Below are 21,241 nucleotides of genomic sequence, written 5' to 3' on the forward strand. Positions count from 1 at the left end.
TCTTTTAGATCGGGCGGCGAGTGCGTGGTACCGGATGAAACGAAACGCCCTGGATCGCACGTCTTGCGGCACAATTGAACAAATACCCACGGCGTCGAGCCGTTCTTCGTTACATCGACAGGGTGATTATCCGTGCAGGCGACCCGTTTGACCCTGATGTGCCACGCTCGAACCGTCGCACAAAAATTAGCGATCTTTCCTACGAACGAACCCCTGGAAATGGAGTGGGTATTGGCGAGGGGAACGCGCTGTCGCTCCTTCAAGGGAACGCCGCGATTGCTCTGTGCACCAGAGTTGCGGACGCTGCAGACGGCCGAGCTGTTTGGCGACAACGTTGAAATTGTCCCGGCGCTGAGGGATTGCGACTTCGGACGCTGGAAAGGTGTACGGATCGACGATCTGCAAAAATCCGAACCCGCGGCACTTCAGGCCTGGCTCGATGATCCGGCCTCGGCGCCGCATGGCGGTGAATCGGTGGCGCAACTCGGTGTGCGCGTGGCGCAGTGGCTCAAATCCCTGGAGGCCACACCGGGGCATGTCGTTGCCATCACCCATCCCTTTGTCATTCGCGCTGCATTGACCCATGTGCTGCAGGCGGCGGCCTTCAACCTGATCGACGTTGAACCGTTGTCGACCGTCGAGTTGCGGTTCACCGGCCGCTGGCGGTTACGCTTGCTCGGCACCGATGCAGAAGGAACACTTTGATGAAAAAGCTGCTGGTCATCGGCATCGGCGCCGGCAATCCCGACTACATCACGATGCAGGCCGTGAAGGCGCTGAACCTGGTCGACGTGTTTTTCCTGATGGACAAGGGCCCGGCCAAGGACAAACTGATCGACCTGCGCCGTGAGATCTGCGAGCGCTACATCACTGGTCGCGACTACCGCTTCGTCGAAGCCCACAGCCCGGAGCGCGAGCGTGGGGCGGTGGACTACACGAGCAGCGTGGACGATCTGAACCTTGCCAAGCAAATGACCTTCGAGCGGCTGATCAATGAGCAACTGTCCGACGACCAATGCGCAGGTTTCCTGGTGTGGGGCGATCCGGCGTTGTACGACAGCACGATTCGGATATTGCAGGCGATTCTGGCTTCGGGCCGTTGCGTGTTCGAGTTTGAAGTGATCCCCGGCATCACCAGCGTTCAGGCATTGGCGGCGCAGCATAAAGTGCCGCTCAATCGCATTGGCCAATCGATTGAAATCACCACTGGCCGACGGCTTGCGGCACGGCAGGTGAGCGATGCCGACAGCCTGGTGGTGATGCTCGATGCTCAGGATGCCTACCACCAGGTGGCCGATCAGGAGACCGAGATTTACTGGGGGGCTTACTTGGGGACGCCGGATGAGATCTTGATAAGCGGCAAGCTTAAGGACGTGGCGGATGAGATTGAACGGGTGCGCAAGGCCGCGCGGCTGGCCAATGGCTGGATTATGGATACCTATCTGTTGCGTAAGCCTTGAAGGTCGCGGCGCCTGAGCTGACGCCATCGCGAGCAGGCTCGCTCCCACAGTGGATCTCCAGTGCCACACAATCCCTGTGGGAGCGAGCTTGCTCGCGATGAGACCCTTAAATACACCTCAAATTATTGCCTTGCCCCCCGCCCAAACCGCTCCCGATACACCGACGGCGGCACGCCCACCACCCCGCGAAACGCCACCCGAAAACTCTCCACCGACCGATACCCGCACTGCCCGGCAATCTGATCGGTGTTCTGCCCGGTGCTTTCCAGCAACTCCCGCGCCCGCGCGAGCCGCTCATGCTGCAGCCATGCCTTGGGCGGCATGCCTGTGGCTTCAGTAAACCGGCGCAGAAAGGTGCGTTCACTCATGGCTGCCTCGCTGGCCAGTTCGCGAACTTCCAGCGGTTCATGCAAACGCTCGCGCGCCCATTGCATGACACGTGACAAATCGCTGCGCGGCGTCGGGCTGACCGGTGTGGGAATGAACTGCGCCTGACCGCCGGTACGCTGCGGCGACATCACCAGTCGCCGCGCCACCGAGTTCGCCACCTGCGTGCCGAAATCCCGTGCCACCAAGTGCAGGCACGCATCGATTCCCGCCGCGCTGCCGGCCGAGGTGATCAACTGACCGGAATCGACGTAGAGCACGTCCGGGTCCACCAGTATGTTGGGAAAGCGCTCGGCCAGCTCCGTGGTGTAACGCCAATGCGTGGTGGCGCTGTGGCCGTCGAGCAAACCGGTCGCCGCCAGCACAAACACGCCAGAGCAGATCGACAGCAATCGCGCCCCGTGTGCGTGGGCTTGGCGCAGGGCGGTGAGCAGGTGTTCGGGCACTGGCGCAGTGCGGTCGCGCCAACCGGGAATGATGATTGTGCGGGCGTTTTCGAGCAATTCCATGCCGCCATCGGCCAGCACCTGAATGCCGCCCAGTGCGCGCATCGGGCCCTGATCCACAGCGACGATACGCTGCTCATACCAAGGGAAATCAAACTCCGGCCGCGCCAGGCCAAAGATCTCCACGGCGATGCCGAATTCGAACGTACAGAGGCCGTCATAGGCCAGAATCGCGACCAATCCAGGGGCAGGCTGCATTTGGCGGAAAGTTCCCGGTGAGTGTCTTGTGCGCCACTGTAGCGGCAAGTGTCGGGCGGATAAAGTCCTCTCACACCCACTGAGACTTTGGAGTACAGCCCATGACCAGCCTGGTCCGCGAGATTCCCGCCGCCCCGTCGGCGATTGCCCTGATGCATTTCAGCAACCGCCTGACCTTTGAAACCGATTGTTCCGACGTCTTTGCGAGCCAGCAGGCCGGCGAGGTGGATTTTGTCCTGGTGGACGTGCGCGGACCGCTAGCGTTCGAGCGTGGGCATGTGCCGGGCGCGATCAACATTGCGGGGCGGTTGCTGACCGCCGAGCGCCTGGCGGATTACCCGAAATCCACCTTGTTTGTGGTCTATTGCGCCGGGCCACACTGTAACGGTGTCCACAAGGCCGCAGTGAAACTGGCGGCGTTGGGTTACCCGGTCAAGGAGATGATCGGCGGTGTGACCGGGTGGCTGGATGAAGGGTTGGCGTTGAGCGTTGCGGTGCAACGCCCGGCCACCGAAGCCGTGAAGTGTGAGTGCTGATCAACCGTGACGAGTCGCTGACGAAGCCGCCCACCACCCATCCAGCGTCGCCTGCAACCAATCGAACACGGCTGCATGAGCGGCGCTGTCCCTTGATTCCCGAGGCAACGGCGATTCATCGCCAAAATGCGCATTGAGCGTCGCCACCGACTCGGCATTCCACTCAGGGTGAAACTGCAACCCCACCCGGGTCGGCCCCACACGATACATCTGCTGCGCGCATTGATCGCTGCTGGCCAGCAATTGCGCCTCGGGCGGCAGGTCGATCGCATCTTCGTGCCACTCCAGCACCTTCAGCAACTGGCCATTGATGAACCTCACCGACGTCCAGCCAGTCTCGCTGCGGTCCATGCGCCGCACATTCCCTCCCAGACTCAGTGCCATTAACTGCGCCCCCAGGCAAATCGCAAACACTGCCGCGCCCTGATCCAGACTCGCCATCAGCCACTGGCGCTCGGCCTCCAGCCACGCAGGCCCAGCGTTGGATTCATAAGGCCCGCCCAATACAATCGCTGGCGCCGCACTCGCCGGCGGCAGTTGTCCCAGATCAGCGCGAAAAACCTTGAGCAGGATGTCCCGGGACTTGGCCCAGTCGGCAATGGCACCGGGGCCTTCGGCGGGGTGGTGCTGGATCAGATTCAAGGTGGGCATCAGCGCTCTCTGTCGGTTTTGTGTGTGGCTTTTGTCTGAAACAAGGGTTTGTCCTACAGTCTTTGCACCGCCTTGGCGCAGGCTTCAAGTGACATGAATTCAGGTGCTGTTTTTCTGTAAGTATTTGTCGCTTAAACACAATTTGCTCGCATGAAGCCACTCTAGACTGCCGGCCACTTCGGTTTTCACCGACCGAAAGATGCTAATCGAACGCTGCCAATAAAAGCCTCCGCACACAGGAGTAATAAATGAAGAAGCTAGTGATGTTCGGTGCCCTGGCACTGTCGATGTTGTCCCTGACCGCTGTGGCCGAAGACGCCAAGCCGATCCGCATCGGTATCGAAGCCGGCTACCCGCCATTCTCGATGAAAACCCCTGACGGCAAACTCACCGGTTTCGACGTGGATATCGGTGACGCGCTGTGTGAGCAGATGAAAGTGAAGTGCACCTGGGTCGAGCAAGAATTCGACGGCCTGATCCCGGCACTGAAAGTGAAGAAAATCGACGCGATCCTGTCGTCCATGACCATCACTGACGACCGCAAGAAGAACGTCGATTTCACCATCAAGTACTACCACACCCCGGCGCGCTTCGTGATGAAGGCCGGCACCGACATCAAAGACCCGCTGACCGAGCTCAAAGGCAAGAAAGTCGGCGTGCTGCGTGCCAGTACCCACGACCGTTTCGCCACCGAAGTGCTGGTGCCGGCCGGCATCGAGCTGGTGCGTTATGGCTCGCAGCAGGAAGCCAACCTGGACATGGTCTCTGGCCGCGTTGACGCGCTGCTGGCCGACTCGGTCAACCTGGACGACGGTTTCCTGAAAACCGACGCCGGCAAAGGTTTTGCCTTCGTTGGCCCGACCTACGAAGACGCCAAGTACTTCGGCGGCGGCGCCGGTATTGCGGTGCGCAAAGGCGATAAAGAGCTGGCGGACAAATTCAACACCGCCATCACCGAAATCCGCGCCAACGGCAAGTACAAGCAAGTGCAGGACAAGTACTTCGCGTTTGACGTTTACGGCGAGTAATCACGCCGTTTGAAAAAGTGGCAACCGTTGACGCGGTTGCCATTTTTTTTTCGCTCTCACTATTAAAATGAGATCCCTGTGGGAGTGATCTCAGTGCCCCTTATATTGGAGTTACCCATGCAACGCATCGACCATTCATTGCCCTGGAGCCACCTGGGCACCGAGCGCACCCTCAGCGTGTTTCGTTACGGCGCGGGCGCTCGCAAGGTCTACATCCAGGCCAGCCTGCACGCCGATGAACTGCCGGGCATGCGCACCGCATGGGAGCTGAAAAAGCGCCTGACCGAACTCGAAGCTCAGGGCCAGCTGCAGGGCGTGATCGAACTGGTGCCGGTGGCCAATCCGATTGGCCTCGATCAGCATCTGCAAGGCAGCCACATGGGCCGCTTCGAACTGGGCAGCGGCAAGAACTTCAACCGCTCCTTCGTGGAACTCAGCGGCCCGGTGGCGGCGTTGATCGGCGATCAGTTGGGTCACGATGCGCAAGCCAACATTGCGTTGATTCGCCAAGCCATGGGTCAGGTCCTTGATGGCTTGCCAGCACCGGCCTCGCAACTGGAAGCCATGCACCGTTTGCTGCTGCGTCACGCGTGCGATGCCGACATCACCCTGGATCTGCATTGCGATTTCGATGCGGCGATTCACCTCTATGCCTTGCCGCAACACTGGCCTCAGTGGCAGTCCCTGGCGGCGCGTCTGAAGGCCGGCGTGGCGTTGCTCTGTGAAGATTCCGGCGGCAGTTCATTCGATGAGTCCTGTTCTTCGCCGTGGTTGCGCCTGGCGCGGAGCTTTCCCGAGGCGAACATTCCACCGGCCAACCTGGCGACCACGCTGGAACTGGGCAGTATGGGCGACACCCGGGTCGATCAGGCCCAGGCCAATTGCGAGGCGATTCTCGGCTTCCTCGCCGAGCAGGGTTTCATCCAGGGTACCTGGCCAGCGGCGCCGAGCGAATGCTGTGAGGGCATGCCGTTCGAGGGCACTGAGTACCTGTTCGCGCCGCATCACGGGGTGGTGAGTTTTCTGCGTGATTCGGGTGAATGGGTAGAGCAGGGCGATGCGCTGTTTGAAGTGGTCGATCCGCTGAATGATCGCGTGACCACCGTGCACGCCGGCACCAGCGGCGTGTTGTTCGCCATTGATCGTGGACGGTATACGCAGCCGGGGACGTGGCAGGCGAAAGTGGCGGGGCGGGAGCCGATTCGGGCAGGAAAACTCATCAACGATTGAGGCTAATCCGATCGCTCCCACGATGATACCGATCGTTCCCACGCTCTGCGTGGGAATGCAGCCCGGGACGCTCCGCGTCCCTGAAGCCGAACGCGGAGCGTCCGTTGAGGCATTCCCACGCAGAGCGTGGGAACGATCATCAAACACCTAACATCTTTCACGGTGTTAGGCTCTGCCCCGAATCCTGCGCGCTGTGAAGGAAGGTTTATGTTGAAGATTCTCGCTCTGTTGACGCTGCTGGCATCCGCCACCGTCCAGGCTCAAACCCCGCTGCTCACCGATCTGCCGCTCAAGTACCTGGAGCAGGCTAACCCCGAATCCCGCCACCAGCCCCTGGTGATTTTTCTCCACGGTTACGGCAGTAACGAGCAAGACCTGTTCGGCATCAAGGATGAGTTACCGGCGCAGTACAACTTTCTGTCGATTCAGGCGCCAGTGAGGCTGGATGAGGACAGTTATCAGTGGTTTCGCAAGAAAGGCGAAGGCGCCTACAACGGTGAAACCGATGACTTGAAGAGCAGCGCCAAGGTGCTGCTGGATTTCATCGCCCAGGCGGCGAAGAAATATCAGACCGAACCGGACAAGGTGTTCCTCGTGGGTTTCAGTCAGGGGGCGATCATGTCCTACGAGCTGGCGTTGCGTCACCCCGAGGCCGTGGGCGGGATTGCCGCGCTGAGCGGGCGGATTCTGCCGGTGCTCAAATCCGAGCTCAAACCGGATGAAAAACGCCAGAAGCTGGCGATTTTCATTGGTCATGGCACCGCAGACAAACGCCTGCCCTACAAAGACGGCACCGACGCCGACAGCTTTTTACAGCGCTTGTCACTCAAGCCTGAGTTCCACGGCTACGAAGGTCTCGGCCACAACATCAATGAGGCCGAGCTAGAGGATTTGCGCGCCTGGTTACAGCGCCTCAACCCCTGACCTTACTTGCCGGAGACGATCTGCTTGACCAGCGTTTCGTGGCCGGCATTGTCGCTCAGACGGGAAATCACCTGAACGATTGCCATGCGGGTGTTGGACGCCGCCATCACCGTGGTGTCGAGGGTCTTGCCGCCGCCCTGGGTGGCGGAGCTGTCGATCTGCCGCAGACCCAGCCCGGTGCCTTTCTGGGTCAGGCTTTTTTCGCTGAGTTTGGTGAAGTCCGGCAGCGCATGGGCTTGCTCGGTGGCGAAGTCGGACGCGGCGGAGTCGAGAAACTGACTGTCGTTGTCTTTGACATTGGCGCCGCCAGGGATGGTGTTTTCAGCGGCGATCACCACGGTTTTCGTGGCCTGGTTGGTGTACATGGTGCCGGTGGCCCCAGCGGTCCCGGCGGCTGCGTCGCCAGCGGGCAGCGGGTTGGCGATGAAACCCTTGGGCAGGCTGAACTTGAACTTGCCGCCGAGCATCGAGACCTCTTGGGCAGGCGCTTTGTCGCTGGCGGTGGCCTTGGCGGCATGGGCATTCAACGCCCCAAGGCTGGCGGCCGCCGTCAACAACAGGACAACGGCTTTTTTACTCAACAATGACATTCGAAAACTCCAGGGATGGTCGCGCTTTGCGGGCGATCATCCCATGGAGGCTGTTATCCATTCCACTCCCTGCGATCAGGTGCAGGCTGGACAGGTGGATTACGCCTGATTCTGCGGGAACAGGTTGCGGCGGGTTTCTTCATCGAACTCGGCCTTGAGCACCAGTTTCTCTTTCAGGCCCTGGGCACGTTGGGCCGCCGGACGGGCGCTGATCTCATCGAACAGGCGCTTGATGTTCGGGTACGCCGCCAGGCCGTTTTCGCCAAGGATGTACGGCGCGTAGTTGGCCCAGCCCCACAATGCCATGTCGGCGATGCTGTAGGTGTCGCCGGCCAGGTACTGATGATCGGCCAGGCGTTGGTCGAGCACGCGGTAGTGACGTTCGACTTCCTTGAGGTAGCGGTTTTTCGCGTAAGGCAGATCTTCCGGAGCGTGGTGCAGGAAATGCACGGCTTGACCCGAGAAGGGCGACAGACCGGTCGCGATGAACATTAGCCACGACAGCAGTTCCGCTTGCCCGGCGACGGAGGTTGGCAAGAAGCGCTGATGTTTCTGCGCCAGGTGCAGCAGGATGGCCTGGGAGTCGAAAACGGTGGCATCGCCGTCGACCAGGGCCGGCACCTTGGCGTTCGGATTGATCGCCAGGAAGGCAGGCAGGTGTTGTTCGCCCTTGAACGTGTCAACGCCGATCAACTCGTAAGGCGTTTGCAGTTCTTCGAGCAGCAGGGCAACTTTCATCGGGTTTGGCGAAGGGTGGAAAAAGAATTTCATGGTGCAGGCCTCAGTCAGTGGGTTGTGAACTGAGGCTGATCTTGGGCTAGACCCGTTCGATTGACGTGCAAGGTTTTTGCTTTACTCGTTCGGAATGATCGAACGTGTTGCGCTGACTTTTTCTGTTGATCGCGTCGTGGCGATCACTGCCCCGGCAATGATCAATACCGCCGGAACGATCAGGATCGGTCCGGCCTGGCTGCGGCCTGCGGCGATCAGCAATAACGTCGAGATCAACGGCGCCAGGTAGGACAGCGCGCCCAGCGTCGCCAGGCTGCCGTGTTTGGTGGCGTGGTCCCAGGCAAGAAAGGCCATGCCCACCGGCCCGAGACCAAGCACAACGATCGCTGCCCATTGGTTGAAATCGGGCCTTACCGTGGTTTCGAACGCCAGGTGACAGATCAGGCCGCAGACCGCCGACAAACCGCAAATACCGCCGATGATGCTGCTTGGCACTTCGCTGAACCGTCGGTTGATCACCGAATACCCTGCCCAGATCAGTGCACAGCCAAACGCCGCGAGGTAACCAGCCACCGGCATCGCCGCACCCGTCACCGTGGTGTGTTGTTGCATGATGAATGCGGTGCCGGCCAGACCGAGCAGGGCACCGAGCATTTGCCGCTTCTGCAGCTTCTCTCCGGCGGCGAACGCCGAGAGCAACACCAGCAACAGCGGCCACAAATAATTGATCAAGCTGGCTTCGGCGGCGGGCGCGGCTTTGAGCGCAAAAAAATACAGTCCGTGATACACGAAAATGCCCACGAATCCGGTTGCCCAAACGGCCCATGGTTGTCGCCAGCTACTGAATCCGGCGATGCCGCGTCGACCGAGGATCACCAGGCTCACGGCAAACGCTATGCCGAAACTCAGCGTCAGCAATTCAAACGGTGGAATGCCTTCGGTGAGGGTGGTCAACAGCGCCAGGCAGGACCAGAGCGCTATTGCGATCACGCCAATGGTGGTGGCGGTTTGGGAGCGGCGGGCGAGAGACGTTGCGGGGCTCATGTCTGTTCCTTCAGCACGTAGCGGGCGACATCCTGGCCCTTTGGGTGTGAAGGAGCTTAGCGTTTGATCGCTGAACGTCCAGCCGCGACGGTCGAATTGACCGGTCGTGCGAGTAAACGTCGAGTGATGCCCAGCATCCCCACAGACACCGCCACTCCCAGGGCAAAGGCATTCATGCCTATGGTTGGCAAGGCCAGCGCCAACACCAGGCAAAACGCCGCAAAGGAATACATGCCGGTGGCGGTTGCACGCAGCAAGGCGGCCGTAAATGCCGGTCCGCGAGTCTGCTGGGAAAACACCGCCATCACGCTGCCCAAGACCGGGAACACCGCAAGCAGACCGCTCCAGCCTTCGCCGACGGTGCGGGCCAGCAGCGTGACCGCCAGCGTCAGCAAGGCGCCGGCAATCATGCGCAGCAGCAATTTGTCGGACTTGGGCGCAGGACCCGAAACGATGGGCTGCACCTTTGGAAACAGGTACGGCGCCGCCAGCAGTGCGGTGCTGGCCGCGATGACCGAGAACAGCAGCGACGGCGGAACCTGCGAGAGCACCACCGCCACGCCGGCCCAGACCAGCAGTGAAATCGTCAATGTCCACGGCCATCGCCTCCGTTGAGCGACTTGGGCGTAGGTCACGCAGAAGGCAATCATGGCGAACATCGCCGATAACGCCGCCGTCGCGGACTGAGCGGCGAATGCCTCGCCTTGTTCAATGGCGAGGAAGAACAGAATCGGTCCCACCACCACCGGCAATCCTGACAGCCAACCGGCCACGCTGGGGCCCCAGCGCTTGCCCGCGAGGGAAATCAGCAAGAGAAATCCGGGAATCACCAGCAGTTTGAGCATCAGCACGCACGCGTCTCCGACCTGAGTGAGGCGGCAACGTTAGCATTGCGGGCGACAGATTGCTCTATCGATTGGCGTGTTTTGTATACAAAGTTGCTGGCCCTTGGGTGTGTCGGGCGAAACGTCTAAGCTGCTTGCCTCCCACTTGTTTCTGGATGTTTGTGTGAAATTCAGTTTGCCCAAAGTCGCCACCGCGCCGTTTTGCCCGCCGGAAGTGGCCGGCAGCGTTGCGGTTGACCCGAACGCGTCATTTTTCAAACGGGTCCTGCGGTTTGCCGGGCCGGGCTTGTTGGTGTCCATCGGCTACATGGACCCGGGCAATTGGGCCACGGCCATCGAGGCCGGCTCGCGATTTGGCTACAGCCTGTTGTTCGTGGTGCTGCTGGCGAGTCTGGCGGGGATGGTGGTGCAATGTTTGTGTTCGCGCCTGGGCATCGCCACCGGTCGAGATCTGGCGCAACTGTGCCGTGAACGCTACAGCACGCGCACGGCGCGGACTCAATGGCTGCTGGCGGAAATCTCGATCATCGCCACCGACCTGGCCGAAGTGCTCGGCTGCGCGCTGGCGTTCCATTTGCTGCTGGGCTGTTCGCTGACGTTCGGCATTGCGCTGACCGCGTTTGACACGCTGCTGGTGCTGGCCCTGCAAAACCGTGGTTTCCGTCGCCTGGAGGCGATCATGCTGGTGCTGGTAAGCACCATCGGCGTGTGTTTCTTCGTCGAATTGCTGCTGATCAAGCCGTATTGGCCGGACGTTGCGCGCGGCTTTACACCCTCACTGTCGGCCATTGGCGACGCTGCGCCGCTGTACCTGGCCATCGGCATTCTCGGGGCCACGGTGATGCCGCATAACTTGTACCTGCACACCTCGATCGTGCAGACCCGAATGATCGGCAAGGACATGGCCAGCAAGCAGGACGCGGTTAATCTGGCGCGTATCGACACCATCGGTTCGCTGGCGTTGGCGCTGCTGGTGAATGCGGCGATTCTGATCCTGGCGGCGGCCGCGTTTCACCAGAGCGGGCACACCGATGTGGTGGACATCCAGGACGCCTACCACTTGCTCGATCCATTGGTGGGCGGGGCGCTGGCCAGCGTGTTGTTCGGCGTGGCGTTGCTGGCGTCGGGACAGAGCTCAACCTTTACCGGGACCATTGCCGGGCAGGTGATCATGGAGGGGTTTCTGAACCTGCGGATTCCCTGCTATCAGCGCAGGCTGATTACCCGGGGGCTGGCATTGATCCCGGCGTTTATCGGCGTCTGGCTGATGGGCGATAACGCGATTGGCAAGCTGCTGGTGTTGAGTCAGGTGGTGTTGAGTCTGCAGTTGCCGTTTGCGCTGTACCCGCTGATACGCATGACCAACGACCACACGCTCATGGGGCCGTTTGTGAATCAATGGCCGACGCGGGTGTTGTCGTGGGGGTTGTTTGTGGTGATCAGCGGGGCGAACAGCTGGTTGATTCTGCAGTTTTTGGCGTGACCGGACGGGCCTGCTCGTGAAAATCGATGACGCGTTCTACCGCTGAAAGGCCTCCACCACAAAATCGATAAAGGCTCGGGTCTTGGCCGGCATCAGCGTACGGCTCGGGTAATACAACGAAATCGGTCCCGCATTCGCGTACCAATCGGGCAACAGGCGCAGCAGTTCGCCGCGCTCGATATTCGCGGCCACATCCGGCAACACCAGCAACGTCACCCCCAAACCGAGGATCGCCGCCTCACGCATGGCGGCCGGGTCATTGAGCACGATGTTTTCGCTCATGTTCGCCTGCGCCTCATTGCCCGCGCCGTCCTGCATGACCCATTGGCGAATCCGTCCCGTGCGGCTGCCGCGCATCACGATGCCGTCGAATCGGTGCAAGTGCTCCGGATTGTCGGGCAGCGCGCGCCCTGCCATATAGGCCGGGGAAGCCACTGCCACGATATCCGCCGCCGCCAGTGTTCGAGAGATGACCCCGGGCGTCAGCTCGAAACCGCCGCCGATGGCCGCGTCATAGCCCTCGGCAATCAGGTCCACCTGGCGGTTTTCGAAGTGCCATTCAGGGCGGATCAACGGGTAAAGCGCCAGGAACGCTGGCAGCAATGGCAACACATGCCCGATGCCAAAGGTCGGCGCGAGGCTGACCTTGAGCACCCCGGCCGGTTCGCTCCGGTCGCTGCTCACCGCGCTGATCGCCGTTTGCAGCGCCTGCAGATTGCCGCCGATGCTCGCCAGTAGACGTTCACCGGCTTCAGTCAACGACAGCTTGCGGGTCGAACGCTGGAATAGCCGCACACCGAGGTTGCGTTCGAGCATCGCCACGTTGCGGCTGACCGCAGCAGGCGTCAGTGCGAGCAAGCGTGCCGCCGCCGAAAAGCTCCCGGTTTCGGCGCTGCGCACGAAGGATTCAAGATTGGCGAGGGTTTCCATGGCTGCCACCTGATAGCAATACTTGAAAATGATTCAAGGCATTACCGACTAATCAAGCACTAATGGCAAGTGCAGTATTCATTCCAACGACAACCCCCTCGGAGTGAACAATCATGAGCACAATTGGAATCATCGGCGCCGGCGCCATCGGCTCGGCCTTTGCCCGGGCGCTTTCACGCAAAGGTATTGAAGTGGTCATCGCCAACAGCCGTGGACCTGAAACACTGGCTTCACTGGTGGCGGAACTCGGGCCAACGGCGCGCGCCGGCACCCGTGAAGAAGCGGCCGCGCAGCCGATGGTGCTGGTGGCGGTCAATTGGTCGAAGTTGCCGAGCGCGCTGGCCGGTCTGCCGGATTTTGCCGGGCGGATCGTCATCGATGCCAACAACTCAATCGAGGCGCCATCGTTCAAAGTGGTGGATTTGCAGGGACGCATGTCCAGTGAAGTGTTTGCCGAGTGGGTGCCCGGTGCACGCGTGGTCAAGGGGTTCAATCACCTGCAGGCGCGCTTTCTGGAAAGCGATCCGGCGGCAGAGGGCGGACGGCGGGTGCTGTTTGTTTCGGGCGATGATGCCCAGGCGAACGCTCAAGTGGCTGCGCTGATCGAGCAATTGGGCTTCTTCGGGATTGATCTTGGGGCGCTGAGTGTCGGGGCGAAACTGGCGCAGTTTCCGGGCGGCCCGTTGCCCACGCTCAATTTGGTGAAATTTGCCTGAAGGCCAGACAAAAAAAGAACCCGGTGCGACGTGAATCGCACCGGGTGTTTTGCCAGACTGCGGCGGCTATTCGTGGGTCCCCGCGCAGTCTGTTGAACGCTTTACGCCCGCTCGATCGCCAGGGCCACGCCCTGACCACCGCCGATGCACAGGGTGGCGAGGCCTTTCTTGGCGTCGCGCTTGATCATTTCATGCAGCAAGGTCACCAGCACCCGGCAACCTGATGCACCGATCGGGTGGCCCAAAGCGATGGCGCCGCCGTTGACGTTGACCTTGTTCAAGTCCCATTCCAGGTCCTTGGCCACGGCCAGCGATTGCGCGGCGAACGCTTCGTTGGCTTCGATCAGGTCCAGTTGGTCGATGGACCAGCCGGCCTTGCTCAGGCAGCGGCGAGTGGCCGATACCGGGCCGATGCCCATGATCGCCGGGTCGACGCCCGCGTTGGCGTAAGCCGCGATTTTCGCCAGCACCGGCAGGCCGAGTGCCTTGGCTTTTTCCGCGCTCATCAGGATCACGGCGGCAGCGCCGTCGTTCAGCGAAGAAGCGTTACCGGCGGTCACCGAACCGTCCTTCTTGAAGGCCGGTTTCAGTTTGCCCAGCGCTTCGGCCGTGGTGCCGGCGCGTGGTTGTTCATCGGTGGCGAAGGACAGCGGATCGCCCTTGCGCTGCGGGATCAGGATCGGCGTGATTTCATCAACAAAACGCCCGGCTTCGATGGCGGCCGTGGCTTTCTGCTGCGAGGCCGCGGCGAATGCGTCCTGCTGCTCACGCGTCAGGCTGTATTTCTCGGCCAGGTTCTCGGCGGTGATGCCCATGTGGTAATCGTTGAACGCGTCCCACAGGCCGTCGCTGATCATGGTGTCGACGATTTGCGCATTACCCATGCGCAGGCCGGTGCGTGCGCCGGGCATGACGTAGTTGGACAGGCTCATGTTTTCCTGGCCGCCGGCAATGATCACGTCAGCGTCGCCGCAGCGAATCGCCTGAGTGGCCAGGTGCAGCGCCTTGAGGCCCGAACCGCAGACCTTGTTCAGGGTCATGGCCGGTACGGTGAACGGCAGGCCGGCCTTGATCGCAGACTGGCGCGCAGGGTTTTGCCCGGCACCGGCGGTCAACACCTGGCCCATGATCACTTCATCGACTTGCGCCGGGTCGAGCCCGGTCTGCGCCAGCAACTGACGGATCACCGCAGCGCCCAGGTCAACGGCGGACACACCGGCCAGCGAACCCTGGAAACTGCCGATGGCGGTGCGGGTGGCGGCAACAATAACGACGTCTTGCATGGAATGATTCCTCACTGGGCAGCGAACTGCATTTCCGGAACGTGATCCGGCACGATCAGTTTACCGGCAGTCTTGGCGACGATCTCTTCAACGCTGACACCCGGTGCACGTTCCTTGAGAATGAACGCGCCGTCCTTGATTTCAAGGTAAGCCAGGTCAGTCAGCACACGTTTGATGCAGCCGGCGCCGGTCAGCGGCAGGCTGCATTTGGACAAGAGCTTGGACTCACCGTCTTTCGAAGCGTGGGTCATGATGACGATGATGTTGTCCGCGCCGGCCACCAGGTCCATGGCGCCGCCCATGCCCTTGACCAGCTTGCCGGGGATCATCCAGGAGGCGATGTTGCCTTCGACATCGACTTCAAAGGCGCCCAGCACGGTCAGGTCGACATGACCACCGCGAATCATCGCGAAGGATTCAGCCGAGGAAAAGATCGACGCGCCGATGCGCGCGGTCACGGTTTGTTTGCCGGCGTTGATCATGTCGGCATCGATGGTTTCTTCCGTCGGGAAGGGACCCATGCCGAGCAGGCCGTTTTCCGACTGCAGCATGACTTCCATGCCTTCGGGAATGTAGTTGGCGACCAGGGTCGGAATGCCGATGCCCAGGTTCACGTAGAAGCCGTCCTGCATTTCGCGGGCGACGCGTTGAGCCATTTGTTCGCGGGAAAGTGCCATTGTTGTTATTCCTTCATTCGGTCCGGGGGCAGGGGATCACTTACGCACGGTGCGCTGTTCGATGCGCTTCTCGAACGTGCCGCAAATGACCCGGTCGACGTAGATGCCAGGGGTGTGGATCTGCGCCGGGTCCAGCTCGCCGGGTTCGACGATTTCTTCGACTTCGACCACGGTGATCTTGCCGGCGGTGGCGGCCAGCGGGTTGAAGTTTTGGGCGGTGTGGCGGTAGATGACGTTGCCGAAATGGTCGGCTTTCCAGCCTTTGACGATGGCGAAGTCACCGGTGATGGATTCTTCCATCAGGTACTTGCGACCATGGAATTCGCGCACTTCCTTGCCTTCGGCGACTGGGGTGCCGACGCCGGTGGCGGTGAAGAACGCCGGGATGCCGGCACCGCCTGCGCGCATTTTTTCGGCGAGGGTGCCTTGCGGGGTCAGGACGACTTCGATTTCGCCTTTGAGCAGTTGGTCTTCGAACAGTTTGTTCTCGCCGACGTAGGAGGCCACCACTTTGCGGATCTGCCGGTCTTCCAGCAGCACGCCGAGGCCGAAACCGTCGACGCCGCAGTTGTTGGAAACCACGGTGAGGTCACGCGTGCCCTTGCGCTTGATCTCGGCGATCAGGTTTTCCGGAATGCCACACAGGCCGAAGCCGCCGGCGATCACGGTCATGCCGTCTTCAAGACCTGCCAGAGCTTCCTCGTAGGAACTCACGCGCTTGTCGAAACCTGCCATATGCACCTCTTTTATTCTTGATGGGCGGCTGGCTAGCCGTATGGGGTAGGAGTGTCTCGCCGAAGGATTTATTTGTTAAGTTGATTTTTAAGGTTGATTGATTCATAAAACTCAACAAATAACTGCCTTTCAACTTACAGCTTAGAGCTTAGAGCTTACAACTGGAGCGAAGCGACTATGACCGTCAAGCAGATCAGGGCGTTTTTGGCCGTGGCCCAGAGCCTGAGCTTTGCCGTGGCATGCGAGCGGTTGCACCTGTCGCAATCGGCGTTGAGCCTGACCATCAAGGCGCTGGAAGAAGGCCTGGGCGGGCGGCTGTTCACCCGCAACACGCGCAACGTGGCACTGACCGCCGAAGGTGAATCCCTGGTGCCCCTGGCGCGCCGGTTGATCGCTGACTGGGACAATGCCGAGGACGAACTGCGCCAGCGTTTCACCCTCCAGCGCGGTCGCGTCACGCTGGCGGCGATGCCGTCGTTTGCCGGGAACCTGCTGCCGCCGATCCTCAAGACCTTTCGCGCGCGGTATCCGAAGGTCAACGTCACGGTGAACGACGTGATCAACGAGCAGGTGCTGGAAATGGTGCGCGACCGGCAGGTGGAACTGGGGGTGGCGTTCGAGCCGACACAGAGTTCATCACTGGCATTTACGCCGTTGTACATGGACCGGTTCGTGGCCGTCGTGCCGCAGGATTCGCCTTTTGCCGACTTGCAAGACATCGACTGGCAGACCTTGCTCAAGGAACCGTTCATCACCCTGCAGCGACCGTCGACGGTGCGGGTGATGCTGGAGGAACACTTGCAGGCGCGGGGCATGAGGTTGCCGGTGGAGTTTGAAAGCCATCAGTTGGCGACCGTGGGGCGGATGGTGGCCAGCGGGTTGGGCGTAAGCGCGGTGCCGGCGTTGTGTGCCGGGCAGATGCGCGAACTGGGCGCACGCTGCATCACCTTGCGCGACCCGGTGGTGGAGCGGGCAATCGGGGTGCTGACCAAACCGGGGATCGAGCTGTCGGCGGCGGCGCAGGCGTTGTTCGATATCCTCAAAGAACAAAACCTGGGTCAACAAGTCTCCCTGCCTTGATCACAATCCCACAGGGGTTTTGGTTGAATCAGGAGGAGAGGCGCTGAGCCAGGAGCGGGAGCAACTGCTCACACGATAACTGATCGTTCCCACGCTCTGCGTGGGAATGCAGCCCGTGACGCTCCGCGTCACCTCTAGAGCCGAACGCGGAGCGTCCGTTGAGGCATTCCCACGCGGAGCATGGGAACGATCAGATCAGAGCGAGAGGTGCTGTGCCAGCAAAGGCAGAAGCTGTTCGCACGATGCCTCGATCTTCATATCCAGCAAATCATCCGCCCGAGTCTTGCCCAGATTGATCGCCATCAACGGCTTGCCCTGATCCGCCACCGCCCGGCACAACCGAAACGCCGAATACGCCATCAGCGATGACCCCACCACCAACAATCCCGCTGCCTGTTCAACCGCCGCCATCGCTTTGGCCGCTGTTGCTTGCGCGACGTTCTCGCCAAAAAACACCACGTCCGGCTTCATCCGTTCCCCGGCGCACTGCGGACAGTGCGGCACCTGAAACCGCGCCTCGAACGCCGCATCCAGCAGCGTGTCGCCGTCCGGCGCCTGCACCGCATCGACCCCGGCCAGATAGGGGTTTTGTGCCTCCATCAGTTGCTGAATCGAATCCCGTGCGCTGCGTTGCCCGCAATCCAGGCACAGCACCCGGTGCAGGCTGCCATGCAACTCGATCACGTCATGGCTGCCGGCCTGGTCATGCAAGGTGTCGACGTTCTGGGTGATCAACCCGCTGATCTGCCGCGCGCTTTGCAAACTGGCTAATGCTTCGTGGGCCACGTTCGGCTGCGCCTGGCGCACGCGCGGCCAGCCAAGCATCGCCCGCGCCCAATAGCGTCGCCGCGATTCCGGGGCCGACAGGAACTCCTGATACATCATCGGTTGCCGGCCACGCCGCACGCCCTGGTTGTCGCGGTAATCCGGAATGCCTGACGGCGTGCTGATGCCGGCGCCGGTCAGGACCATAAACGGCTGTTCGGTCATCCATTGCTGGAGTCGGTCGAGTTGTTCGCGGATGGGGCGGTCGAGCATGTTCAACACTCCGGGGGCCTTGAGTGTTTGCAGGGTAGCATTTGCCGATCATCGCCCGGACAGGTTGCCTGCCCAGGCGATGATCGGCGCTTTATTTACGCGCCTCCAGAATCAGGTTGAACGGCGTTTCCGTGGCTCGCCGGAAGTGCTTGAACCCCGCGTCGGTGAAGACCTTGCGCAACCGTGCCTCACCGGCCTGGGCGCCGAGCCCCAGACCGACTTCTTGCGACAGCGAGTTCGGTGTGCAAATGAACGTCGAGGCGGCGTAGAACAGCCGGCCCACCGGGTTGATGTTGTCGTCGAGCGTATCGTTGGCGAACGGTTCCACCAGCAGCACCGTGCCGTCCGGTTTCAGCGCGTCATAGGCGTGTTTGGCCGCGCCCACCGGGTCGCCCATGTCGTGCAGGCAATCGAAATAGCAGATCAGGTCATAGTCGTCGCCGGGAAAGCTTTTTGCCGTGCCCTGGAAGAACCGCGCACGTCCGCTCACGCCACCTTCTTCGGCGCGCTGGGTGGCGACGGTGACGGAGGGCGCGTGGTAGTCGAAACCGACGAACCGCGAGTCCGGGAACGCCTGGGCCATGATGACCGTGGAGGCGCCGTGTCCGCAGCCGATGTCAGCGACTTTGGCGCCGGCCTCCAGTTTGGCGACGACGCCTTCCAGGGCTGGCAGCCACTCGTCGACCAGATGTGCTTTGTAGCCGGGACGGAAGAACCGTTCGGTGCCGCTGAACATGCACGGATGGTGATCGCCCCAGGCCAGGGCGCCATTGCCGCGCATGGCGTTGACCAGTTTGTCCTTGTCATGGAAAAACGATGCGACCACCCCGACACCGCCCGCGATATAGACCGGCGAGTCCTCGATGGCCAGCGCCAGGGCTTGTTCTTCGGGCAGGCGGAACTGGCCGCCTTGGTGCTCCATGTAACCGGATGCGGCGTGGGCGCTGAGCCATTCGCGCAGCAGGCGGGTGTTGCAGCCGGTTTTGTCGGCAAGTGCTTCGGGGGTGATGGGCTGACTGTCGGCCATCGCGCGGTACAGGCCGAGTTCTTCGCCGAGGATGACGTTGGCGAGCATTGCCGCACCGCCCATGTCACCCACCAGTTTGCCCATGAAATCATTGAGTCTGGCCTCGTCCATCACATGTGCTCCTTCAACAGGATCACGGTCCAGAGGCAAGGCGGGTAGAAGCATTCACCACTGGGCGGTGGTCGTGGGATTGAACAGGGCGAACAAGCTCGTCCTGCGTGCAGTAAGTTTAGTTCGCGGGCCGCGCGCTGCCGCCCTGAGCGACGAAAACCCCATTCCCAGACCATCTCCGGGTCTGTACCAGAGTGTGTACAGCCCCGTCATTGATACATCCGACACGATGTTCTGCCGCACCGGAACACAGTCCCGATACACCGCTTCGGTTAACTGTGAGTCCGTTCCGGCCACCCGTGAGATCGACAGCATGCAGACCCCCATCACCTCAGCGAAAGCGACCGTCGGGCTTGGCCTGCGTCGCGGTTTAATGAAGGATCTCCAGGCCGCCCGTTCCGGCGATTTCGACTTTCTGGAAGTCGCGCCGGAGAACTGGATCGGTATCGGCGGCGCCCACGGGCATGCTCTGCGAGCCCTGGCCGAGCGCTTTCCGTTGTCCTGTCACGGCTTGTCCTTGTCCCTGGGCGGGCCGGCGCCGCTGGACGTCGGGTTTCTCCAGCAGGTGCGGGTGTTCCTCGATCACTACAACGTGCCGCTGTACAGCGAACACCTGAGTTATTGCAGCGACGACGGTCATCTCTACGACCTGTTGCCGTTGCCGTTCACCGAAGAAGCGGTGCACCACGTTGCCGCGCGGATTCGCCAGGCCCAGGACATCCTCGGTCGGCGCCTGGCGGTGGAAAACGTCTCCTATTACGCCGCGCCGCAGCAGGACATGGACGAGGTGACCTTCACCAACGCGGTGTTGCGCGAAGCCGATTGCGACCTGTTGCTCGACGTCAACAATGTGTACGTCAACTCGATCAATCATGGCTTCGATCCGCAGGCCTTTCTGGCCGGCATCGATTCGGGCCGGGTGGTGGCGATGCACGTGGCCGGGCACTTCGATGAGTCGGACACGTTGAAAATCGACACCCACGGCGCTTCGGTGAAACCGGCGGTCTGGTCGTTGCTGGCCGAGGCGTATGCCCGGTTTGGTGCGCAACCGACGTTGCTGGAGCGGGATTTCAATTTTCCGGCGTTCTCTGAGCTGGTCGCCGAATTGCAGACCATTCGCCGTTTGCAAACCAAGGGGGTGAACCGTGGATAAGCCCAGTCTGCTTCAACAGCAAACGGCGATGGGGCTTTACCTGCGGGATCCCGATCACCACGCGCCGCCCAGCGAAATGAACGCCAAGCGGGCACAGGTTTACCGTGACCTGATTTTCGCCAACCTGTCGTCGTTGCTCAGCGGCACATTTCCGGTGCTGATCAAGATACTGGGTGATGAACACTGGCGCACGCTGGTGCGGATCTTCCTGCGGGACTACCGCGCACGCACGCCGAAGTTTGGTGAAATCGCGCAAGAGTTCGTCGAGTTCCTGGCCTCTGGACCTCAGGCATTGGGTGAGGGCGTGTGGCCGCCGTTCATGGTCGAGCTGGCGCATTACGAGTGGGTCGAGATGGCGCTGCAGCAATCCGACGCCGAACCGTTGGCACCGAGCGATGTCGAGTTGATCCTTGAGCGACCGTTGCGGGTGTCGCCGCTGGCCTGGCCGTTGGCGTATGGCTGGCCGGTTCAATTGGTAGGGCCGGATTATCGGCCGGACGCGCAGCCGGCCCAGCCGACGTTGCTGCTGGTGCGTCGGGCAGAAGACTGGAGTGTGAAGTTTTCCGAACTGAGCCCGTTGGCATGGCGCTTGTTGCAGCGGATCGAGGAGTTTCCCGAACTGGTTGGGCGGGCGCAGCTGGAAGGGCTGGCGGCGGAGGCGGGGGCTGCGGGATCACAGGCATTTATTGAGAGTGGCGCGGCGTTATTGCGTCAGATGCATGGGGAAGGGGTGGTGGGCGTGACTGTCTGAATGAACACAATCCCCCAAACACCCGAGAACCCCTGTGGGAGCGAGCCTGCTCGCGATGAGGCCGGTAGAGCCAACATTGATGTTGACTGACACTCCGCCATCGCGAGCAGGCTCACTCCCACAGGT

General features: G+C 61.3%; 23 protein-coding genes. 11 read left to right on the forward strand and 12 right to left on the reverse strand.

Translation table 11 applies throughout. From position 1 onward, the window contains the following. Nucleotides 1–132: 132 nt before the first annotated feature. Nucleotides 133–705 carry a histidine phosphatase family protein gene (locus ACM6I0_RS04570; protein WP_414921579.1) on the forward strand — a complete coding sequence of 191 codons (573 nt, stop codon included), beginning with the start codon at nucleotides 133–135 and terminating at the stop codon, nucleotides 703–705. After that, the gene (cobF, locus tag ACM6I0_RS04575) at nucleotides 705–1,460 is read left to right on the forward strand and encodes a precorrin-6A synthase (deacetylating) (protein WP_414921580.1); all 756 of its coding nucleotides are present in this window, start codon (nucleotides 705–707) and stop codon (nucleotides 1,458–1,460) included. The genes ACM6I0_RS04570 and cobF overlap by 1 nt, the downstream gene beginning before the upstream one ends. Before the next feature lie 122 nt (nucleotides 1,461–1,582). On the opposite strand, the gene ftrA is transcribed toward cobF, so the two are convergent. Then, the gene (gene ftrA / locus ACM6I0_RS04580) at nucleotides 1,583–2,551 is read right to left on the reverse strand and encodes a transcriptional regulator FtrA (protein WP_414921581.1); all 969 of its coding nucleotides are present in this window, start codon (nucleotides 2,549–2,551) and stop codon (nucleotides 1,583–1,585) included. Between the two features lie 101 nt (nucleotides 2,552–2,652). Here ftrA and ACM6I0_RS04585 point away from each other — a divergent pair, with 101 nt between their 5' ends. Continuing rightward, complete coding sequence (locus ACM6I0_RS04585) at nucleotides 2,653–3,087, forward strand: rhodanese-like domain-containing protein (protein WP_285435423.1); 435 nt, start codon at nucleotides 2,653–2,655, stop codon at nucleotides 3,085–3,087. On the opposite strand, the gene ACM6I0_RS04590 is transcribed toward ACM6I0_RS04585, so the two are convergent. Beyond that, a complete protein-coding gene (locus tag ACM6I0_RS04590) occupies nucleotides 3,088–3,738 on the reverse strand; it encodes a type 1 glutamine amidotransferase (protein ID WP_414921582.1) in 651 nt (216 codons plus the stop codon). A gap of 248 nt (nucleotides 3,739–3,986) precedes the next feature. Between ACM6I0_RS04590 and ACM6I0_RS04595 the strand changes: the two genes are divergently transcribed. From ACM6I0_RS04595 to ACM6I0_RS04605, 3 genes are all read left to right on the forward strand, one after another. Then, entirely contained in the window at nucleotides 3,987–4,766 is a 780-nt protein-coding gene (locus ACM6I0_RS04595) for an ABC transporter substrate-binding protein (protein WP_090182812.1), read from the forward strand. Between the two features lie 117 nt (nucleotides 4,767–4,883). Further along, on the forward strand, nucleotides 4,884–5,996 hold the full coding sequence (locus tag ACM6I0_RS04600) for a succinylglutamate desuccinylase/aspartoacylase family protein (protein WP_414921583.1): 1,113 nt from the start codon (nucleotides 4,884–4,886) through the stop codon (nucleotides 5,994–5,996). A 207-nt stretch (nucleotides 5,997–6,203) separates the two neighbouring features. Continuing rightward, nucleotides 6,204–6,920, forward strand: a complete 717-nt coding sequence (locus tag ACM6I0_RS04605) for an alpha/beta hydrolase (protein WP_285435426.1) — start codon at nucleotides 6,204–6,206, stop codon at nucleotides 6,918–6,920. A 2-nt stretch (nucleotides 6,921–6,922) separates the two neighbouring features. Here ACM6I0_RS04605 and ACM6I0_RS04610 read toward each other — a convergent pair whose 3' ends face one another. The 4 genes from ACM6I0_RS04610 to ACM6I0_RS04625 form a co-directional block, all read right to left on the reverse strand. Beyond that, a complete protein-coding gene (locus ACM6I0_RS04610; protein WP_414921584.1) occupies nucleotides 6,923–7,510 on the reverse strand; it encodes a hypothetical protein in 588 nt (195 codons plus the stop codon). A gap of 99 nt (nucleotides 7,511–7,609) precedes the next feature. After that, a complete protein-coding gene (locus tag ACM6I0_RS04615) occupies nucleotides 7,610–8,281 on the reverse strand; it encodes a glutathione S-transferase family protein (RefSeq protein ID WP_285435428.1) in 672 nt (223 codons plus the stop codon). An 81-nt stretch (nucleotides 8,282–8,362) separates the two neighbouring features. Then, nucleotides 8,363–9,286 carry a DMT family transporter gene (locus tag ACM6I0_RS04620; protein WP_414921585.1) on the reverse strand — a complete coding sequence of 308 codons (924 nt, stop codon included), beginning with the start codon at nucleotides 9,284–9,286 and terminating at the stop codon, nucleotides 8,363–8,365. A gap of 56 nt (nucleotides 9,287–9,342) precedes the next feature. After that, complete coding sequence (locus ACM6I0_RS04625; RefSeq protein WP_414921586.1) at nucleotides 9,343–10,137, reverse strand: hypothetical protein; 795 nt, start codon at nucleotides 10,135–10,137, stop codon at nucleotides 9,343–9,345. Between the two features lie 157 nt (nucleotides 10,138–10,294). On the opposite strand from ACM6I0_RS04625, the gene ACM6I0_RS04630 reads away from it, so the two are divergent. After that, nucleotides 10,295–11,614 carry an Nramp family divalent metal transporter gene (locus tag ACM6I0_RS04630; protein WP_285435431.1) on the forward strand — a complete coding sequence of 440 codons (1,320 nt, stop codon included), beginning with the start codon at nucleotides 10,295–10,297 and terminating at the stop codon, nucleotides 11,612–11,614. A 36-nt stretch (nucleotides 11,615–11,650) separates the two neighbouring features. On the opposite strand, the gene ACM6I0_RS04635 is transcribed toward ACM6I0_RS04630, so the two are convergent. Then, on the reverse strand, nucleotides 11,651–12,544 hold the full coding sequence (locus ACM6I0_RS04635) for a LysR family transcriptional regulator (RefSeq protein ID WP_285435432.1): 894 nt from the start codon (nucleotides 12,542–12,544) through the stop codon (nucleotides 11,651–11,653). A 113-nt stretch (nucleotides 12,545–12,657) separates the two neighbouring features. On the opposite strand from ACM6I0_RS04635, the gene ACM6I0_RS04640 reads away from it, so the two are divergent. Beyond that, complete coding sequence (locus tag ACM6I0_RS04640) at nucleotides 12,658–13,260, forward strand: NADPH-dependent F420 reductase (protein ID WP_414921587.1); 603 nt, start codon at nucleotides 12,658–12,660, stop codon at nucleotides 13,258–13,260. 101 nt (nucleotides 13,261–13,361) lie between these two features. On the opposite strand, the gene ACM6I0_RS04645 is transcribed toward ACM6I0_RS04640, so the two are convergent. From ACM6I0_RS04645 to ACM6I0_RS04655, 3 genes are read right to left on the reverse strand one after another with little or no spacing between them, the layout of a single operon-like run. Beyond that, nucleotides 13,362–14,543 (reverse strand): acetyl-CoA C-acetyltransferase, encoded by a 1,182-nt coding sequence (locus tag ACM6I0_RS04645; protein WP_222585996.1) that lies wholly within the window; start codon nucleotides 14,541–14,543, stop codon nucleotides 13,362–13,364. Nucleotides 14,544–14,554: 11 nt separating this feature from the next. Then, nucleotides 14,555–15,220: a CoA transferase subunit B gene (locus ACM6I0_RS04650; protein WP_090182831.1), complete on the reverse strand. Its 666-nt coding sequence runs from the start codon at nucleotides 15,218–15,220 to the stop codon at nucleotides 14,555–14,557. Nucleotides 15,221–15,256: 36 nt separating this feature from the next. Continuing rightward, on the reverse strand, nucleotides 15,257–15,955 hold the full coding sequence (locus ACM6I0_RS04655; RefSeq protein ID WP_149418878.1) for a CoA transferase subunit A: 699 nt from the start codon (nucleotides 15,953–15,955) through the stop codon (nucleotides 15,257–15,259). Nucleotides 15,956–16,132: 177 nt separating this feature from the next. On the opposite strand from ACM6I0_RS04655, the gene ACM6I0_RS04660 reads away from it, so the two are divergent. Further along, nucleotides 16,133–17,035, forward strand: coding sequence for a LysR substrate-binding domain-containing protein (locus tag ACM6I0_RS04660; RefSeq protein WP_414921588.1), 903 nt, complete (start codon nucleotides 16,133–16,135; stop codon nucleotides 17,033–17,035). A 195-nt stretch (nucleotides 17,036–17,230) separates the two neighbouring features. Here the strand turns inward: ACM6I0_RS04660 and ACM6I0_RS04665 are convergent, their stop codons facing one another. Both ACM6I0_RS04665 and ACM6I0_RS04670 read right to left on the reverse strand, forming a co-directional pair. Beyond that, the gene (locus tag ACM6I0_RS04665) at nucleotides 17,231–18,073 is read right to left on the reverse strand and encodes an NAD-dependent protein deacetylase (protein ID WP_414921589.1); all 843 of its coding nucleotides are present in this window, start codon (nucleotides 18,071–18,073) and stop codon (nucleotides 17,231–17,233) included. Between the two features lie 91 nt (nucleotides 18,074–18,164). After that, nucleotides 18,165–19,211 carry a class I SAM-dependent methyltransferase gene (locus ACM6I0_RS04670; RefSeq protein WP_414921590.1) on the reverse strand — a complete coding sequence of 349 codons (1,047 nt, stop codon included), beginning with the start codon at nucleotides 19,209–19,211 and terminating at the stop codon, nucleotides 18,165–18,167. A 313-nt stretch (nucleotides 19,212–19,524) separates the two neighbouring features. Here ACM6I0_RS04670 and ACM6I0_RS04675 point away from each other — a divergent pair, with 313 nt between their 5' ends. Together ACM6I0_RS04675 and ACM6I0_RS04680 are read left to right on the forward strand one after the other, a co-directional pair. Then, nucleotides 19,525–20,364: a DUF692 domain-containing protein gene (locus tag ACM6I0_RS04675; RefSeq protein ID WP_414921591.1), complete on the forward strand. Its 840-nt coding sequence runs from the start codon at nucleotides 19,525–19,527 to the stop codon at nucleotides 20,362–20,364. After that, nucleotides 20,357–21,115 carry a DUF2063 domain-containing protein gene (locus ACM6I0_RS04680; RefSeq protein ID WP_414921592.1) on the forward strand — a complete coding sequence of 253 codons (759 nt, stop codon included), beginning with the start codon at nucleotides 20,357–20,359 and terminating at the stop codon, nucleotides 21,113–21,115. Before ACM6I0_RS04675 ends, ACM6I0_RS04680 begins: the two co-directional genes overlap by 8 nt. The last annotated feature ends 126 nt before the right edge of the window (nucleotides 21,116–21,241 follow it).

This window comes from Pseudomonas sp. IT-P294 (genome assembly GCF_949767865.1).
Classification (GTDB): Bacteria; Pseudomonadota; Gammaproteobacteria; order Pseudomonadales; family Pseudomonadaceae; genus Aquipseudomonas.

Coding starts and splice junctions, on each gene's coding strand:
- cobF (WP_414921580.1), top strand. CDS start 705: ATGAAAAAGCTGCTGGTCATCGGCATCGGCGCCGGCAATCCCGACTAC.
- ftrA (WP_414921581.1), bottom strand. CDS start 2,551: ATGCAGCCTGCCCCTGGATTGGTCGCGATTCTGGCCTATGACGGCCTC.
- ACM6I0_RS04585 (WP_285435423.1), top strand. CDS start 2,653: ATGACCAGCCTGGTCCGCGAGATTCCCGCCGCCCCGTCGGCGATTGCC.
- ACM6I0_RS04590 (WP_414921582.1), bottom strand. CDS start 3,738: ATGCCCACCTTGAATCTGATCCAGCACCACCCCGCCGAAGGCCCCGGT.
- ACM6I0_RS04595 (WP_090182812.1), top strand. CDS start 3,987: ATGAAGAAGCTAGTGATGTTCGGTGCCCTGGCACTGTCGATGTTGTCC.
- ACM6I0_RS04600 (WP_414921583.1), top strand. CDS start 4,884: ATGCAACGCATCGACCATTCATTGCCCTGGAGCCACCTGGGCACCGAG.
- ACM6I0_RS04605 (WP_285435426.1), top strand. CDS start 6,204: ATGTTGAAGATTCTCGCTCTGTTGACGCTGCTGGCATCCGCCACCGTC.
- ACM6I0_RS04610 (WP_414921584.1), bottom strand. CDS start 7,510: ATGTCATTGTTGAGTAAAAAAGCCGTTGTCCTGTTGTTGACGGCGGCC.
- ACM6I0_RS04615 (WP_285435428.1), bottom strand. CDS start 8,281: ATGAAATTCTTTTTCCACCCTTCGCCAAACCCGATGAAAGTTGCCCTG.
- ACM6I0_RS04620 (WP_414921585.1), bottom strand. CDS start 9,286: ATGAGCCCCGCAACGTCTCTCGCCCGCCGCTCCCAAACCGCCACCACC.
- ACM6I0_RS04635 (WP_285435432.1), bottom strand. CDS start 12,544: ATGGAAACCCTCGCCAATCTTGAATCCTTCGTGCGCAGCGCCGAAACC.
- ACM6I0_RS04640 (WP_414921587.1), top strand. CDS start 12,658: ATGAGCACAATTGGAATCATCGGCGCCGGCGCCATCGGCTCGGCCTTT.
- ACM6I0_RS04645 (WP_222585996.1), bottom strand. CDS start 14,543: ATGCAAGACGTCGTTATTGTTGCCGCCACCCGCACCGCCATCGGCAGT.
- ACM6I0_RS04650 (WP_090182831.1), bottom strand. CDS start 15,220: ATGGCACTTTCCCGCGAACAAATGGCTCAACGCGTCGCCCGCGAAATG.
- ACM6I0_RS04655 (WP_149418878.1), bottom strand. CDS start 15,955: ATGGCAGGTTTCGACAAGCGCGTGAGTTCCTACGAGGAAGCTCTGGCA.
- ACM6I0_RS04660 (WP_414921588.1), top strand. CDS start 16,133: ATGACCGTCAAGCAGATCAGGGCGTTTTTGGCCGTGGCCCAGAGCCTG.
- ACM6I0_RS04665 (WP_414921589.1), bottom strand. CDS start 18,073: ATGCTCGACCGCCCCATCCGCGAACAACTCGACCGACTCCAGCAATGG.
- ACM6I0_RS04670 (WP_414921590.1), bottom strand. CDS start 19,211: ATGGACGAGGCCAGACTCAATGATTTCATGGGCAAACTGGTGGGTGAC.
- ACM6I0_RS04675 (WP_414921591.1), top strand. CDS start 19,525: ATGCAGACCCCCATCACCTCAGCGAAAGCGACCGTCGGGCTTGGCCTG.